13 protein-coding genes, 1 tRNA gene and 2 rRNA genes (1 of these 16 running past the window's edge) are annotated in these 16,174 nt (G+C 45.6%); 11 read left to right on the forward strand and 5 right to left on the reverse strand.

Features of this window, described 5'->3' with window-relative positions:
- The 4 genes from TOLA_RS04280 to TOLA_RS04295 form a co-directional block, all read left to right on the forward strand.
- Positions 1-2,395: ribosomal RNA gene (locus TOLA_RS04280) — 23S ribosomal RNA — on the forward strand (it extends 494 nt beyond the left edge of the window).
- A 125-nt stretch (positions 2,396-2,520) separates the two neighbouring features.
- A 5S ribosomal RNA gene (gene rrf, locus TOLA_RS04285) occupies positions 2,521-2,635 on the forward strand.
- Positions 2,636-2,669: 34 nt separating this feature from the next.
- Positions 2,670-2,745, forward strand: a tRNA-Thr gene (locus tag TOLA_RS04290).
- 114 nt (positions 2,746-2,859) lie between these two features.
- The gene (locus TOLA_RS04295; RefSeq protein WP_012729061.1) at positions 2,860-3,297 is read left to right on the forward strand and encodes an early set domain-containing protein; all 438 of its coding nucleotides are present in this window, start codon (positions 2,860-2,862) and stop codon (positions 3,295-3,297) included.
- A 67-nt stretch (positions 3,298-3,364) separates the two neighbouring features.
- On the opposite strand, the gene TOLA_RS04300 is transcribed toward TOLA_RS04295, so the two are convergent.
- From TOLA_RS04300 to ygfZ, 4 genes are all read right to left on the reverse strand, one after another.
- Positions 3,365-4,225, reverse strand: coding sequence for a Tim44 domain-containing protein (locus tag TOLA_RS04300; RefSeq protein WP_012729062.1), 861 nt, complete (start codon positions 4,223-4,225; stop codon positions 3,365-3,367).
- Between the two features lie 183 nt (positions 4,226-4,408).
- Positions 4,409-5,860: a PTS glucose transporter subunit IIBC gene (gene ptsG, locus TOLA_RS04305; protein ID WP_012729063.1), complete on the reverse strand. Its 1,452-nt coding sequence runs from the start codon at positions 5,858-5,860 to the stop codon at positions 4,409-4,411.
- Positions 5,861-6,331: 471 nt separating this feature from the next.
- The gene (ptsG, locus tag TOLA_RS04310) at positions 6,332-7,774 is read right to left on the reverse strand and encodes a PTS glucose transporter subunit IIBC (protein WP_012729065.1); all 1,443 of its coding nucleotides are present in this window, start codon (positions 7,772-7,774) and stop codon (positions 6,332-6,334) included.
- A 447-nt stretch (positions 7,775-8,221) separates the two neighbouring features.
- Entirely contained in the window at positions 8,222-9,121 is a 900-nt protein-coding gene (gene ygfZ, locus TOLA_RS04315; RefSeq protein ID WP_012729066.1) for a tRNA-modifying protein YgfZ, read from the reverse strand.
- A gap of 90 nt (positions 9,122-9,211) precedes the next feature.
- Between ygfZ and TOLA_RS16445 the strand changes: the two genes are divergently transcribed.
- A complete protein-coding gene (locus tag TOLA_RS16445) occupies positions 9,212-9,469 on the forward strand; it encodes an FAD assembly factor SdhE (protein WP_012729067.1) in 258 nt (85 codons plus the stop codon).
- Entirely contained in the window at positions 9,438-9,824 is a 387-nt protein-coding gene (locus TOLA_RS04320; protein ID WP_012729068.1) for a protein YgfX, read from the forward strand. The genes TOLA_RS16445 and TOLA_RS04320 overlap by 32 nt, the downstream gene beginning before the upstream one ends.
- Here the strand turns inward: TOLA_RS04320 and nadB are convergent.
- Complete coding sequence (nadB, locus tag TOLA_RS04325) at positions 9,818-11,431, reverse strand: L-aspartate oxidase (RefSeq protein ID WP_012729069.1); 1,614 nt, start codon at positions 11,429-11,431, stop codon at positions 9,818-9,820. The two genes, TOLA_RS04320 and nadB, sit on opposite strands and share 7 nt — an antisense overlap.
- A gap of 169 nt (positions 11,432-11,600) precedes the next feature.
- On the opposite strand from nadB, the gene rpoE reads away from it, so the two are divergent.
- From rpoE to lepA, 5 genes are all read left to right on the forward strand, one after another.
- Positions 11,601-12,185 carry an RNA polymerase sigma factor RpoE gene (rpoE, locus tag TOLA_RS04330; protein ID WP_012729070.1) on the forward strand — a complete coding sequence of 195 codons (585 nt, stop codon included), beginning with the start codon at positions 11,601-11,603 and terminating at the stop codon, positions 12,183-12,185.
- Positions 12,186-12,220: 35 nt separating this feature from the next.
- A complete protein-coding gene (locus TOLA_RS04335) occupies positions 12,221-12,793 on the forward strand; it encodes a sigma-E factor negative regulatory protein (RefSeq protein ID WP_012729071.1) in 573 nt (190 codons plus the stop codon).
- A gap of 10 nt (positions 12,794-12,803) precedes the next feature.
- The gene (locus TOLA_RS04340; RefSeq protein ID WP_012729072.1) at positions 12,804-13,766 is read left to right on the forward strand and encodes a MucB/RseB C-terminal domain-containing protein; all 963 of its coding nucleotides are present in this window, start codon (positions 12,804-12,806) and stop codon (positions 13,764-13,766) included.
- A gap of 10 nt (positions 13,767-13,776) precedes the next feature.
- On the forward strand, positions 13,777-14,238 hold the full coding sequence (locus TOLA_RS04345; protein ID WP_012729073.1) for a SoxR reducing system RseC family protein: 462 nt from the start codon (positions 13,777-13,779) through the stop codon (positions 14,236-14,238).
- 137 nt (positions 14,239-14,375) lie between these two features.
- Positions 14,376-16,172, forward strand: a complete 1,797-nt coding sequence (gene lepA / locus TOLA_RS04350) for a translation elongation factor 4 (RefSeq protein ID WP_012729074.1) — start codon at positions 14,376-14,378, stop codon at positions 16,170-16,172.
- Positions 16,173-16,174: the final 2 nt, after the last annotated feature.

The raw sequence follows: 16,174 nt of genomic DNA on the forward strand, positions 1-16,174 counted from the left end.
AGAACCTGAAACCGTGTACGTACAAGCAGTGGGAGCCTCCTTGTGGGGTGACTGCGTACCTTTTGTATAATGGGTCAGCGACTTACATTCTGTAGCAAGGTTAACCGAATAGGGGAGCCGTAGGGAAACCGAGTCTTAACTGGGCGATTAGTTGCAGGGTGTAGACCCGAAACCGAGTGATCTAGCCATGGGCAGGTTGAAGGTGCCGTAACAGGTACTGGAGGACCGAACCCACTAATGTTGCAAAATTAGGGGATGACCTGTGGCTAGGGGTGAAAGGCCAATCAAACTCGGAGATATCTGGTTCTCCCCGAAAGCTATTTAGGTAGCGCCTCGGACGAATACTACTGGGGGTAGAGCACTGTTTCGACTAGGGGGTCATCCCGACTTACCAACTCGATGCAAACTCCGAATACCAGTAAGTACTATCCGGGAGACACACGGCGGGTGCTAACGTCCGTCGTGAAGAGGGAAACAACCCAGACCGCCAGCTAAGGTCCCAAAGTACTAGTTAAGTGGGAAACGATGTGGGAAGGCTCAGACAGCTAGGATGTTGGCTTAGAAGCAGCCATCATTTAAAGAAAGCGTAATAGCTCACTAGTCGAGTCGGCCTGCGCGGAAGATGTAACGGGGCTAAACTAGTCACCGAAGCTGCGGATTTGCACGCAAGTGCAAGTGGTAGGGGAGCGTTCTGTAAGTCTGTGAAGGTGTGTGGTAACGCATGCTGGAGATATCAGAAGTGCGAATGCTGACGTGAGTAACGTTAAAGGGAGTGAAAGACTCCCTCGCCGGAAGACCAAGGGTTCCTGTCCAACGTTAATCGGGGCAGGGTGAGTCGACCCCTAAGGCGAGGCTGAAAGGCGTAGTCGATGGGAAGCGGGTTAATATTCCTGCACTTTTTGTAACTGCGATGAGGGGACGGAGAAGGCTAAGTAGGCCAGCGGTTGGTAGAGCTGGTGAAAGGTGGTAGGGATGTACGGTAGGCAAATCCGCTGTACTTTATTCCGAGAGCCGAGACGAAGTGACTACGGTCATGAAGTTACTGATGCCACGCTTCCAGGAAAAGCCTCTAAGCTTCAGGTTACGAAGAATCGTACCCCAAACCAACACTGGTGGTCAGGTAGAGAATACCAAGGCGCTTGAGAGAACTCGGGTGAAGGAACTAGGCAAAATAGTACCGTAACTTCGGGAGAAGGTACGCTGTTGTTGGTGAAGGAATTTACTTCCGGAGCGAATGACAGCCGCAGTGACCAGGTGGCTGGGACTGTTTAACAAAAACACAGCACTCTGCAAACACGAAAGTGGACGTATAGGGTGTGACACCTGCCCGGTGCCGGAAGGTTAATTGATGGGGTTAGCGCAAGCGAAGCTCTTGATCGAAGCCCCGGTAAACGGCGGCCGTAACTATAACGGTCCTAAGGTAGCGAAATTCCTTGTCGGGTAAGTTCCGACCTGCACGAATGGTGTAACCATGGCCACGCTGTCTCCACCCGAGACTCAGTGAAATCGAATTCGCCGTGAAGATGCGGTGTACCCGCGGCTAGACGGAAAGACCCCGTGAACCTTTACTATAGCTTGACACTGAACATTGAACCTACCTGTGTAGGATAGGTGGGAGGCTTTGAAGTGATGACGCCAGTTGTCATGGAGCCGACCTTGAAATACCACCCTGGTATGTTTGATGTTCTAACCTCAACCCATTATCTGGGTCAGGGACAGTGTCTGGTGGGTAGTTTGACTGGGGCGGTCTCCTCCCAAAGAGTAACGGAGGAGCACGAAGGTGGGCTAATCACGGTCGGACATCGTGAGGTTAGTGCAATGGCATAAGCCCGCTTAACTGCGAGACGGACAGGTCGAGCAGGTGCGAAAGCAGGTCATAGTGATCCGGTGGTTCTGAATGGAAGGGCCATCGCTCAACGGATAAAAGGTACTCCGGGGATAACAGGCTGATACCGCCCAAGAGTTCATATCGACGGCGGTGTTTGGCACCTCGATGTCGGCTCATCACATCCTGGGGCTGAAGTTGGTCCCAAGGGTATGGCTGTTCGCCATTTAAAGTGGTACGCGAGCTGGGTTCAGAACGTCGTGAGACAGTTCGGTCCCTATCTGCCGTGGGCGTTGGATGATTGAGTGGGGTTGCTCCTAGTACGAGAGGACCGGAGTGAACGAACCGCTGGTGTTCGGGTTGTCATGCCAATGGCACTGCCCGGTAGCTAAGTTCGGAAAAGATAACCGCTGAAAGCATCTAAGCGGGAAACTTGCCACGAGATGAGTCATCCCTAGGACTATAAGTCCTCTGAAGGGCCGTTGAAGACTACGACGTTGATAGGTGGGGTGTGTAAGTGTAGTGATACATTGAGCTAACCCATACTAATGACCCGAGAGGCTTAACCATACAACACCCAAGTAGTTTTAAGCGCTTGTTTGATTGATGAACGAAATAAAGACCGCGAGGTCACAGCTTTCCAAGACTTATTGCTAACGAGACCCAATGAGTTAGTGATAAGGGACCCGAATATGCCTGGCGGCAATAGCGCGATGGAACCACCTGTACCCATGCCGAACACAGAAGTGAAACGTTGTAGCGCCGATGGTAGTGTGGCATTCGCCATGTGAGAGTAGGACACTGCCAGGCTTCTAAATTAGACGAAAGTCAGCCGGAATAAAGTGCTGATATGGCTCAGTTGGTAGAGCGCACCCTTGGTAAGGGTGAGGTCCCCAGTTCGACTCTGGGTATCAGCACCATTGAAAAAACAAAGCCCTGCAGTTATCTGCAGGGCTTTTTGTTTTTATGATTATTAATCAGACAGTTGTTATAATCATTTCGATATATACTTCTCAGGTTAAGGATACGTAGGGATGTGGCGAGCTATATCATTAGTTTCCGGCATATTGATCGTTGGCTGTAGTAGTCAGCCAACTGAGCAGCATAGTAATTCTAATAATCTTATTCCTTCCAATACTTCGTTGTTTCTTCGTGGTGATATGAATAATTGGACTGCGAGCTCGGAATATAAAGTATTACAAACATCTTCGCAGTTATTCAGCGTTAAAGCAGAACTTCCAGAAGCTGGTAAAACATATCATTTTAAGTTTGCTGATGCACAGTGGCTTCCGGCTATGAATTATGGGGCGGCTATTGATGATGCGACATTGAGTTTGAATACGCCATTACCTGTCCGGGCTTATAGTTATCTGGATGAGCTTGCATTCACACCTGAACAAGCCGGCGAGTATGAATTCGTGCTGGATCTGCGGGGGCGCAGACCTGTAGCATTGGTAAAGCAAGCTCAGTAAAAGCAGGACATAAAAAAACCGCGCTAAATTTATCGCGCGGTTTTTATAATTCAGATTGATAAAATCATCAGTTATTTTCTATACCAACAATCAACCATGGTGCATTTGCGGAGGACAGATTACGTTCCAAATGCCACACTTCATGTATATCTTCTTCAATTCCTTCAACAGAATCACGATAGCGACCTTTAAATAAGACACTGATCTGGGCAGAGTTGATTTTGCGTTCGGCTCGAACTAATTCAGCATCTACATATAACACTTCAGTGTGTTGAGCTCCTGTGTAGTTGGCTCGTTCCTGTTTCAATTCATTAAACAGCTCTGGTGTTACATATTCCTGTATCTTGGAGAAATCATTGTCGTTCCAAGCAACTTGCAGGGTTCTATAATGCTCACATGCCCCTTTAATGAACTCTGCAGTGTTAAATCCTTCTGGCAGATCAAAAGGGACTGTATCTGTTGCTGGAGAAAATGAAGTATTTCCAGCGTATTCCGGTTTTTGAAATGCTGATTCAGTACTTTGTTTGGTTTGATATGGCATTCCATATGCGGGTTGAGGTCCTGCTGCTGTGGCAGGTTTTCGGTTTCGGAGGAAACGGAACGCAAGGAAAGCGACACCAGCCATTAATAGAATGTCAAAGATCTGTAAACCTGCGAATGCACCGCTACCCAGCAACCAGGCAAACAGGCCACCAGCTAATAGTCCACCCAGCAGGCCACCCATCAAACCACTTTTATTCGGTTGCGTTTGTTTGTTCAGTGTAGGGTTAGTGGTGTTTACTGATTGGGTTGGCTGTGACGGTGCCGTTTTGTAACTGCGGCCAAACGATTTACTACCACCAAATTTTCTTGCTTCAGCATTCTCGGAAAAGAACGAAATGCTGAATATAAGAGAAAAAATGGTAAGCATGGAAAACAGTTTACGCATACTTTTATCCTTGATAGTTACATACCCTTAACATCATATATTGAAGATCAAAACCGTCAATTCACTTAGTTAAGCCGAACTGTTCGGTATAACTGAGCTATTTGGTTTCTCTGTTATTTTTATAAAAAATAAAAACCCCTCAATTAGATGAGGGGTTTTGGAATGTACGATGGATTAATTGGATTAGTTTGCTTTGATCCACTGATCCATATCAGTTTTCAGGTTGTCTGATTTAGTTCCGAAAATTGCTTGTACACCTGTACCCGCAATCACGACGCCTGCAGCACCCAGAGATTTCAGTTTAGATTGGTTTACGTTTTCAGTGCTCTTAACGCTGACACGCAAACGGGTAATACAAGCATCCAGATTGGTGATGTTATCTTTGCCACCAAATGCGTGTACTAATTCACCGGCCAATTCAGAACCAACCAAAGCTGTATTTTCTGATGATTCTTCTTCACGGCCAGGTGTTTTCAGATCCAGGAATTTGATAACAGCGCGGAATACCGCGTAGTAAACAGCGGCATAGCACAGACCGATCATTGGGAACATGATCAGATTGCTGCCTTTATTACCCAGAACACTCAGTACCAGGAAATCAATCAGGCCGTGTGAGAAGCTAGTACCTGCACTCATATTCAGAGTGATACATACCACAAACGCCAGACCGGCCAGTACGGCATGAATTGCATACAGTACTGGTGCCACAAACATGAATGAGAATTCAATTGGCTCAGTGATACCAGTCAGGAAAGAAGTCAGCGCAGCTGAAATCATGATACCGCCAACTTTAGCGCGGTTTTCTGGTTTAGCACTATGCCAAATTGCAATGGCTGCAGCAGGCAGACCATACATCTTGAATAAGAAACCACCCGCTAATTTACCTGCAGTTGGGTCACCTGCAATGAAACGAGGGATATCACCATGGAATACCTGTCCTGCAGCGTCAGTAAATGAACCAACTTGCATCTGGAATGGTACGTTCCAGATATGGTGTAAACCAAAAGGAACTAAAGACCGCTCAACAAGGCCATAGATACCAAAAGCTAACGTTGGGTTTTGGTAAGCCGCCCATTGGGAGAACAGATCAATTGCATGACCTACCGGAGGCCAAATGAAAGACAGAATAACGGCTGCAATAATTACTGAAAAACCGGTAATAATTGGCACGAAACGTTTACCGGCAAAGAAGCCCAGATATTCAGGTAATTGGATCCGGTAAAAGCGATTGAACATGAATGCGGCAATAGCGCCGGCAATAATACCACCTAGGACACCGGTATTAGACATATGTTCTACAGCAACTGCATAATCAGGCGCTGATGGATCAAGTCCGGCAATAAATGGTGCTGCAACAGTCATCGTTTTAGTCAGTATCGCATAACCAACAGTCGCTGCCAGTGCTGCAACACCATCGTTATTGGTAAAGCCGAGGGCTACACCGATAGCGAAAATCAGAGCCATGTTGCCAAATACGGCACCACCAGCCTGAGCCATAACCTGTGAAACTACTGCGGGTAACCAGCTGAAGTTTGCGGATCCGACGCCTAGCAGGATACCTGCTACAGGCAGTACGGAAACCGGCAACATCAGCGATTTACCGACTTTTTGCAAATTTGCAAATGCATTACTCATTTAAGAACTCCTGATGAGTGTTTTGATAGGGAAAACCAGAATGTTTTTATAGTCATCAAAATTTGATAGCGATCTTTGCAAGTAAACAGAAACATCGATCGAGTGACGATATTGATGAAAAACGAAGCATTGATCGTAAGTGTAATTTTCAATGCCAAGCGATGAAAAGGCAATAGATAAGGATGTAAGATATTATTAATAAACTATTTATTGGTTTCTTGCTGTTTCTTTTTCTTCTTTGTTATTACGAAACACTTCACAACGAAAACAAGTGTAACCGGTTTCTTTTTTGGCTTTAGCCTTCACTTGAAGGCTTCCTATATATTTTTTTGTGAAAAATAAATAATAAGAAAATGCAGAGAAATATAAATGCGTATTTAAATTCTGATGGGATTATTAAATATGAATTTCAATAAATAAAAAACCCCTCCAGAGGAGGGGCTAAAATGGAAACCTGAGTTTCTTATTTAATTAATGTGCTTTAATCCAGTGATCCATATCAGTTTTCAGGTTGTCTGATTTGGTACCGAAGATTGCCTGCACGCCTGAACCTGCAACTACGACACCTGCAGCACCCAGTGATTTCAGTTTAGCCTGGTCTACTTTAGCGATGTCTTTCACGCTAACACGCAGACGAGTGATGCATGCATCCAGGTTAGCAATGTTCTCTTTGCCACCGAAAGCACTTACCAGTTCACCAGCCATTTCAGTACCAGACAGCACTACGTCATCAGCTGATTCATCTTCACGGCCTGGAGTTTTCAGATCCAGCGCTGTGATTGCTACACGGAATACAGTGTAGTAAACAGCTGCGTAGATCAGACCGATTACTGGGAACATCAAACCTTTAGAGGATTGAGAGAACAGTACCAGGTAGTCAATCAAACCGTGAGAGAATGTAGTACCATGTTTCATGCCCAGCAGAATCATGACTACGAACGCTGAACCAGCCAGCAGAGCGTGGATTGCATACAGAACTGGCGCTACGAACAGGAATGCGAATTCGATTGGCTCAGTAATACCGGTCAGGAATGAAGTCAGCGCAGCTGAAACCATGATACCGCCGATTTTTGCACGGTTTTCTGGTTTAGCAGTGTGCCACATAGCGATAGCAGCTGCTGGCAGACCGTACATCTTGAACATGTAACCACCAGCCAGGTTGCCTGCAGTTGCGTCGCCAGCGATGTAACGGGCGATTTCACCGTGGAATACCTGACCTGTAGCATTGGTATATTCACCTACTTCGAAGAAGAATGGTGCGTTCCAGATGTGGTGCAGACCGAATGGGATCAGTGAGCGTTCAACAACACCGTAGATACCGAATGCCAGAGCTGGGTTCTGATATGCAGCCCAGTGGGAGAATGCTTTGATAGCACCACCGATTGGAGGCCATACGAAAGCCAGTACTACACCAGCCGCAATAGCTACGATACCGGTTGACAGTGGTACAAAACGCTTACCGGCAAAGAAGCCCAGATAGTCAGGCAGCTGGATGCGGTAGAAACGGTTAAACATGTACGCAGCGATACCACCGGCGATAACGCCACCCAGTACACCAACGTTTGAAACTTTATCGGCCTGAGCTGCGAAATCAGCAGCAGCAGGGTCTAAGCCAGCCAGTAACGGTGCAACAACGGTTACTGTTTTGGTCAGAATGAAGTAGCCAACAGCAGCAGCTAAACCTGCAACGCCATCGTTTTTAGTGAAGCCTAGTGCAACACCGATAGCAAACAGCAGGGCCATGTTACCGAATACTGCACCACCTGCTTGTTCCATAACAGATGATAGAGTCGCTGGCAGAACGCTGAATTTAGCTGCACCGACGCCCAGCAGAATACCTGCTACAGGCAGTACGGATACAGGCAGCATCAGCGCCTTACCGACTTGTTGAAGACTTCCGAACAAATTTTTCATATTAGTGAGCTCCTGAGGAGTGTGCGTCCTATTAATGGATTGAATTACACGGGTTTCAATTTAGGGAAACCACTATTTATATTCTGTGTATTTCAACAAGGTTAATCATAGTTGAATTAATTTTTCTCAGAAGGGAATAAATATAGAAATAAAATATAGATCACATATGGGATTGTTTCTTATTTGTTGTTTGAGAAACAATATACACAGTTGTGTAACTTAATATAGATAGTGTGTTTTTTTATGTTTAATGGTTGCTGATTATCTTTAATTGTTAATTATTATTTCCGATTAAAAAAACAAAGTGTAACCAATTTGTTTTTTTAATCGGCGGAATTTATTTTCTGGTATGAGCACCGGTATTAACAATAAAACATATATGGGAACATCAGGACTGAATTTAAAGTCCCGACCGATAAATGCAGCCGGGATTTTGTCGGATTTATTTCATTCCAGCGTGTAAGGCAATGGAACTAAAGTGAAAGTAGTGCCTTGATCATTTTCTACCCGAAACCGGCTATCTGGTTGGGTATCTGAAGCAAGAATGATGCTCAGTAAAACCTGATCCTGCTTTTGCCACACATCCAGTATTGTGCCACTGACACGCCATTGCTCTCCTATCTGGCGTTCGATAACGGTATTTGTATTCACTGGCTGGCCGGATGTGCCTTTTAAAATAAAGAGTGCGCGATTATTGGTACCCCGGTATTTGGCTCTGGCTACAATTTCTTGGCCGGTATAGCAGCCTTTTGTAAAACTAATGCCATGTAATGCCTGTAAATTGAATGCCTGGGGTATAAATTCAGCCTGTGCGTTCTTACCAAACTGGGGAAGTCCGTCAAGAATATCTAATCCTCTCCAATCCGTGGCCGGACATTCGGGGAGCTTAAGTTCCAGTGGCTGTTGTTTCTCGCTCAGTATGAGCCAGCGATCAGGATTGATTTGACATTGAATGTTGTCTGCACCGGGACCGGTGGCTAGCCATGCATCTGTTCCTGTGCCTGCTATTCCAAAAACATCAAACTGGTCGCTGACATCAGTAATTGTAACTTTAGAAAAAACAGCATATTTTTTTAGTTCAGCCAGCTGGATTTCAGTCAGTTCTTTTTTATAGATCAGCAGCAGATCTTGTTCTCGTTTGAACAACCTGAAAACAGCCAATACTTTCCCTTTGGGGGTACAGTGAGCGCCAAGAATGCTCTGGCCCGGATTTAACGCCATAACATCACAGGTAACCTGTCCATTCAGATATTTGACTGCATCAGGACCTTCCAAACGGATCACGGTTATATCATCCAGATGGTATACACTGGGCTCAGAAGGGAATAAAAGTCTTTCATTCATCATGGTTTTCCACTTTGGGATGGTAATTCATGGTAAATAACGGGCTATTGTTTGTCAGCTGATATTGCTGAGATTATCAGAGGAAATCATGATATGAGTGCTGAATTGTCAAGACTACGCTGGGCTTGTCGCCGGGGGATGCTGGAGTTGGACACGATCCTGGCCCCTTTTCTTGAACATGATTACATGGGGCTTTCTGAGTCACTACAGGATGATTTCCGGCGTGTGCTTGAATGCTCTGATTTGGAGTTGTTTTATTGTCTGTTACGTTCAGAGGCACCGTCAGACCTATCATTACAGTCTATATTGGGAGTGATCCGTGAAAAACATCAGGCACGTCATTCGGGTTGAACCATCATATCACCACCAGTTATTTCTGCTGATTAGCCATATCATTCTTGGATGGTTAGCATGGATCAGTTTGCACGGTCATCTGTGGCTGATGTTTTTTATTTTGTGGGGATGCTCTTTTTTCTGGTCTTTGTACCATGCCTATCACCGCCAGTTTATTTTTGAAATGCGTGGTGATGAAGTCTTTATGGATGGTAAATTTTATCATATTACTCCAACGTCTAAAGTTGGTTATGGCTTTATCTGGCTTGTGTTACACGGGGAAAAAACAACACATTTGTGGTTGTTCTCTGACAGCATGCATGAGGCTGAATACCGCCGGATTGCCCGGCGGATTACTATGCGGGCTCAGTAGTCGCCCGGAATCAGAATTGTTGGCGCCGGATTATCCTGTTGTTCAGGGTAATCCAGATTGTAATGTAACCCTCGGGACTCTTTACGAGCCATCGCTGAACGTACTATCAGCTCTGCAACCTGCAGCAAATTGCGCAATTCGAGTAAATTGTTTGAAACGCGGAAGTTTGCATAATACTCATGCACTTCTTGCTTGAGCAGATCGATTCGTCGTTTAGCCCGTTCCAGTCGCTTATTCGTGCGCACAATGCCAACATAATCCCACATGAATAATCTCAATTCATGCCAGTTGTGCTGAATAACAACCTCTTCGTCTGAGTTTGAGACCTGACTTTCATCCCATGCCGGTAATGAAGGTGGCATGCTGCTCATCGGCAAACGGGCTTCAATATCTTTTGCTGCAGATTGCGCGAAAACAATACATTCCAGTATAGAGTTTGATGCCATGCGATTAGCGCCATGCAGACCGGTATATGATACTTCACCAATGGCATAGAGACCCGGGATATCCGTTTGTCCGAACTGATCACTCATTACCCCGCCACACGTGTAATGCGCAGCCGGAACAACGGGTATTGGTTGTTTGGTGATATCAATTCCCAGTTTCAGACAACGTTCATAAATAGTAGGGAAGTGTTTACGGACGAAATCAGCAGGTTTATGACTGATATCCAGATACATGCAGTCAGCACCCAGACGCTTCATTTCATAGTCGATTGCCCGTGCGACAATATCGCGTGGAGCGAGCTCTGCACGCTGATCGAACTCCGGCATGAAACGCGAACCATCCGGGCGTTTCAGTAATGCGCCTTCACCACGCAATGCTTCGGTCAGCAGGAAGTTGCGATCATCAGGGTGAAATAATGTCGTTGGGTGAAATTGATTAAATTCCATGTTGGCAACACGGCAACCGGCACGCCATGCCATAGCGATACCATCACCGGAGCTGACATCCGGATTGGAAGTATATTGGTAAACTTTAGATGCACCACCAGTTGCCAGTGCTACAAACCGGGCTCTGACGGTCTCGACCTGTTCTTTGGTTCGGTTCCAGATATAAGCACCTAATATCCGGTTTCCTGGAATACCAAGCTTTCTGGTTGTGATCAGATCAACGGCGTTGAACCGTTCCATTAATTGGATATTCGGATGTTGTCTTACCCGATCAACTAATGTGACTTCAACAGATTTTCCTGTTGAGTCGGCTGAATGGAAAATCCGTCGATGACTGTGTCCGCCTTCGCGTGTCAGATGATATGATGGTTCGCCATCCTCAGTACTTCCTTCTTCTTTATCAAAAGGAACACCTTGCTGGATCAGCCAGTCGATCGACTCTTTTGCATTTTGAGCGGTAAATTCAACAATTGATTTATCGCATAGACCGGCGCCTGCATTCAGCGTGTCATTTACGTGTGATTCGACGCTATCTGTTTTTTCAGCAACAGCAGCGATGCCTCCCTGGGCATAATAGGTAGCCCCTTCACTTAAGGGTCCTTTGCTCAATACCATCACTTTTGCATGATCTGCCAAGCGTAATGCTAAAGTGAGGCCTGCGGCACCACTGCCAATGATCAAAACATCGCAGGAGTATTCAACATTCTGTTTCATAAGTATCATTGGCCTTGATGAGTAAAGCTTTATACTAGCCCAACTGATGGTCAGGTACAGCCCGGATCACGTTTTTTTGCAGAGAACAGAACTTTTCTCCAAAAATATTGTCTGATTAAGTGTGCTACTTCGGGCCGATAGTGGAAATTTGGAGGAAATCGGCGTCGATATGAGCGATATAGAGATCGATCAACAGTTAGTTGAGCGAGTGCAACGTGGTGATAAACAGGCATTTAATCTGCTGGTAACTAAATACCAACGGAAGATAATGAATCTGGTGAGTCGTTATGTAAGTAATCCTGGTGATATCGCTGATGTGGTTCAGGAAGTGTTTATAAGTGCTTATCGTTTCTTGCCTTCATTCAGAAATGACAGTGCTTTTTATACATGGCTGTATCGTATTGCGGTTAATACGGCAAAGAATTATCTGGTCTCTAATGGCCGCCGTCCGCCGGGAATGGATGTCGATATCAGTGATGCAGAGCAATATGATTCAGGTGATGCATTACGTGATATAGCCAGTCCGGAACGCTTACTGTCATCCGACCAGGTTCGCAAGACGGTAGTGGATGCATTGCAGTCATTACCTGAAGATTTACGAACAGTCATTACGCTACGGGAGATAGAGGGATTGAGCTACGAGGAGATCGCCGAAGTAATCGGATGTCCTGTCGGTACGGTTCGTTCCCGCATTTTCCGGGCTCGGGAAGTTATTGATAATCGTCTTAAGACCATACTGCAGGGAATAGATTAGGATTATCCTGCTTTGAAATGGAGTAACGGGTTAGTATGACAATATCAAAAGAACGCGTTTCAGCCCTGATGGATAATCAGTTGCAGTCTGAGCAATCACTAAAAGCATTGCTGGATGATCCGTCTGCATCAGCAACGTGGGAGCGTTATCATTTGATTGGTGATGCCTTACGTGATGAATTACCAGAACAGCTTGATCTCTCTCTGTTACAGCGTATAGCTGACGCCTTAGAGCAGGAGCCTGTTGTTTTAGCACCTAAGCCGCGCCTTTCTTTACTTTCTGCAGTCAAACCAAATGTAAAAAAATTTATTCAGGTTGCCGGGCAATATGGTATCGCAGCCTCAGTGGCTGTGGTCGTTCTCGTCGGTGTTCAGCAATATCAGCAAACTGATACCAGTATTAAGCAGGGACCTGTGCTTAACACAGTTCCTGTCGGTGGTGGCTCTGCTATGCCGGTTAGTGTGAATTATAATTCTGAACGAATTAACACGTCGCAACAGAAATCATCGGCTATGTCTGAGCAGCAGTTACAGGAGCAGCGCCAGCGAATAGCTCGTTTTATTCAGGATCATCAGTTACAACAACGTTTATCACCTGCTGAGCGGTAATTGAATTTTGATGCATCGTATCGTTTTAACTTTCTTTTTAATTGGCTCATTCATAACTAAAGCCTCCGCAGAACCATCGGCAGAGGCTTTGTTATTTCAGATGCAGCGCGGTTATCATCACAACAATTTTGAGTTGGTAATGGCGCATATACTACAAAATAACATTGAGCCGTTACGTCTGACGCATGGCTGGAATAACAGGACAGAAATAACGCATCTGCTGACATTGAGTGGCCGGCCAATTGAATATCTTGGAAAAAATAAGCAGGTAACATTTGCTGAGTCTGCACAAATATCTTATACGTTGCAGGAATCACAGTTACCGGGATTGTGGTTTTCTATGCTGAATTCTTCACCGGAGACTCTGCTTAAATATTACGAGGTAGTCAGCACCGGGAAAAGTCGTATTGCCGGACAGGTAGCGCAACTGGTTCGCCTGACAGCCAAAGAAGATAGTAAATATAGTTTTATCATATGGTTAGAGCAGAAAACTGGCATTCTATTGCGTCTGGATGTTAATGACGCGCAGGGTAATCTGGTGGAGCAGTATCTGGGCATTGATTTTCGTTTACTATCTGAAAATTCTACAAACATCAAAACGCTCGCCTCTATGAAAGTGCCTCCGGCTGCAACCAGCCACGATATTTATCGTGCTGAGCCTGCATCGCATCAGTGGACTCTGGGTTGGTTACCTTCGGGGTTTGTCCCGCTATCGTCTGATCAGCATAAACTGATCGGTAGTGACGAGTTAGTGGACTACTTTATGCTTAGTGATGGATTGGTGGATGTCTCTGTCTATATTTCCCGCTCATCAGCAGAAACTAAGGGCCGGGAAAAGGAACAAATTGCGATGCATGGCGCCACATCCATTTTCAGTATTAACCGGGATGATGGTGTCACGTTGACTGTAGTAGGCGAGCTGCCTTTGCTCAGTTTGCGGCGTATAGCAGAGACTATTCGGGCAAATAAGTAAGGGGATTACGATGATTGAAGCTATTGCCACGGTTGTGGCCACCCGGGCGGGTTATGTCAGTGTTGAATATCAACGTGCATCAGCCTGCGGTCACTGCCATCATCAGTCAAGCTGTGCTATCAGTTCCGGAATGGATGACGGTCAGGGGCATGGCGATCATATTATTGATATTGCATGCATACTGCCGCTGGAGATCGGACAGCAGGTCAGAGTTGGCATTCCGGAAAACGGACTGCTGAAAGGTGCCTTGCTGGTTTATATTTTGCCGTTGTTTTTTATCATGCTGGGAGCCGGTATCGGGCAAGCATTTTCTGTTGCCGGAGAAGAGTGGCCTGCCATAGCGGGTGCGGTTCTGGGAGGATATGTCGGGTTCATGCTGATGCGTCTCCGATCGGCCAGATTAACCAATGCCGAATATAAACCGGTTATTCTCGGAGTCACTATTCCGGTCATGCAGAACCGTTGTAACTGAAATATTAATGATTGCCTTGTGCTCATTCAGAGCGCGAGTGCAATCAGTCACTACTAATCATAGCTCTGCTGCTACTAATCCAGTAAAATCCTGCTCAAATTATCGTTAATTACATGCCATCAGATAAATAAGACCTCATGAAAAATATTCGTAACTTCTCTATTATTGCCCATATTGACCATGGTAAATCCACACTGTCAGACCGCTTGATTCAGATGTGTGGCGGTCTCAGCGAACGAGAAATGCAGGCGCAGGTTCTGGATTCCATGGATCTTGAACGTGAACGTGGGATCACGATCAAGGCGCAGAGTGTTACGCTGGATTACAAAGCTAACGATGGCGAAACCTATCAGCTTAATTTCATCGATACACCCGGACATGTGGACTTTTCATATGAAGTGTCTCGTTCTCTGGCTGCCTGTGAAGGTGCATTGCTGGTTGTTGATGCGGGTCAGGGGGTTGAAGCCCAGACGTTGGCTAACTGCTATACCGCACTGGAAATGAATCTGGAAGTTGTTCCGGTTCTGAATAAGATCGATTTACCGCAGGCTGAGCCAGAACGTGTTGCGGAAGAGATTGAAGATATTGTTGGCATTGATGCCATGGATGCCGTGCGTTGCTCAGCTAAAACAGGCCTGGGTGTAGATGACGTACTGGAAGAAATTGTAAAAAGAATTCCCGCTCCGGAAGGTGATCCGGATGCACCGTTGCAAGCATTAATTATTGATTCCTGGTTTGATGATTATCTGGGTGTTGTGTCACTGGTCCGGATTAAAAATGGTTCTCTGAAAAAGAACGATAAAATTAAGGTCATGAGCACAGGTCAGACCTGGGGTGTTGATCGCCTGGGTATTTCAACGCCGAAACAGAAAGATACTCTGGCCTTAAATTGTGGCGAGGTAGGTTGGGTTGTTTGCGGTATCAAAGATATTCATGGCGCACCTGTTGGCGATACACTGACCCTTGCCAAAAATGGTGCTGAATCTGCATTGCCAGGTTTCAAAAAGGTGAAACCACAGGTTTATGCCGGTCTGTTCCCGATTTCATCTGATGATTATGAATCATTCCGCGATGCACTGGAAAAACTGTCGCTGAATGATGCATCACTGTTTTATGAACCAGAAAATTCAACTGCATTAGGTTTTGGGTTCCGCTGTGGCTTCCTGGGCATGTTGCACATGGAAATCATTCAGGAGCGTCTGGAACGAGAGTATGATCTGGATCTGATCACTACTGCACCAACGGTAGTGTATGAAATCGTTCAGACAGATGGCACGATCATTCATATTGATAGTCCGTCCAACTTGCCTGCTATTAATAACATTCAGGAATTACGTGAGCCAATTGCTGAATGTAATATTCTGGTACCTCAGGATTATCTGGGTAACGTTATTACGCTGTGTATAGAAAAACGTGGTGTACAAACCAATATGGTTTATCACGGTAATCAGGTTGCGTTGACCTATGAAATTCCGATGGCGGAAGTTGTGCTCGATTTCTTTGATCGTTTGAAATCAACCAGCCGGGGTTATGCCTCTCTGGATTATGGCTTCAAACGCTTCGATGCAGCGGATATGGTTCGTCTGGATATTATGATTAACGGTGAGCGGGTTGATGCGCTGGCTATTATCACACACAAAGATAATGCGCCATTCCGCGGTCGTCAGTTGGTTGAAAAAATGCGTGAACTGATCCCAAGACAGATGTTTGATATTGCTATTCAGGCTGCAATTGGAAATCATATTATTGCACGTAGTACCGTAAAAGCGATGCGCAAAGACGTATTAGCTAAATGTTATGGTGGCGACGTCAGCCGTAAGAAAAAACTGCTCAATAAGCAGAAAGAGGGTAAAAAGAGAATGAAATCTGTAGGCCGGGTTGACGTGCCGCAAGAAGCATTCCTCGCAATCCTGCATGTTGGAAAGGATAATTAATT

Origin of the sequence: Tolumonas auensis DSM 9187, assembly GCF_000023065.1 — a bacterium.
Classification (GTDB): Bacteria; Pseudomonadota; Gammaproteobacteria; order Enterobacterales; family Aeromonadaceae; genus Tolumonas; species Tolumonas auensis.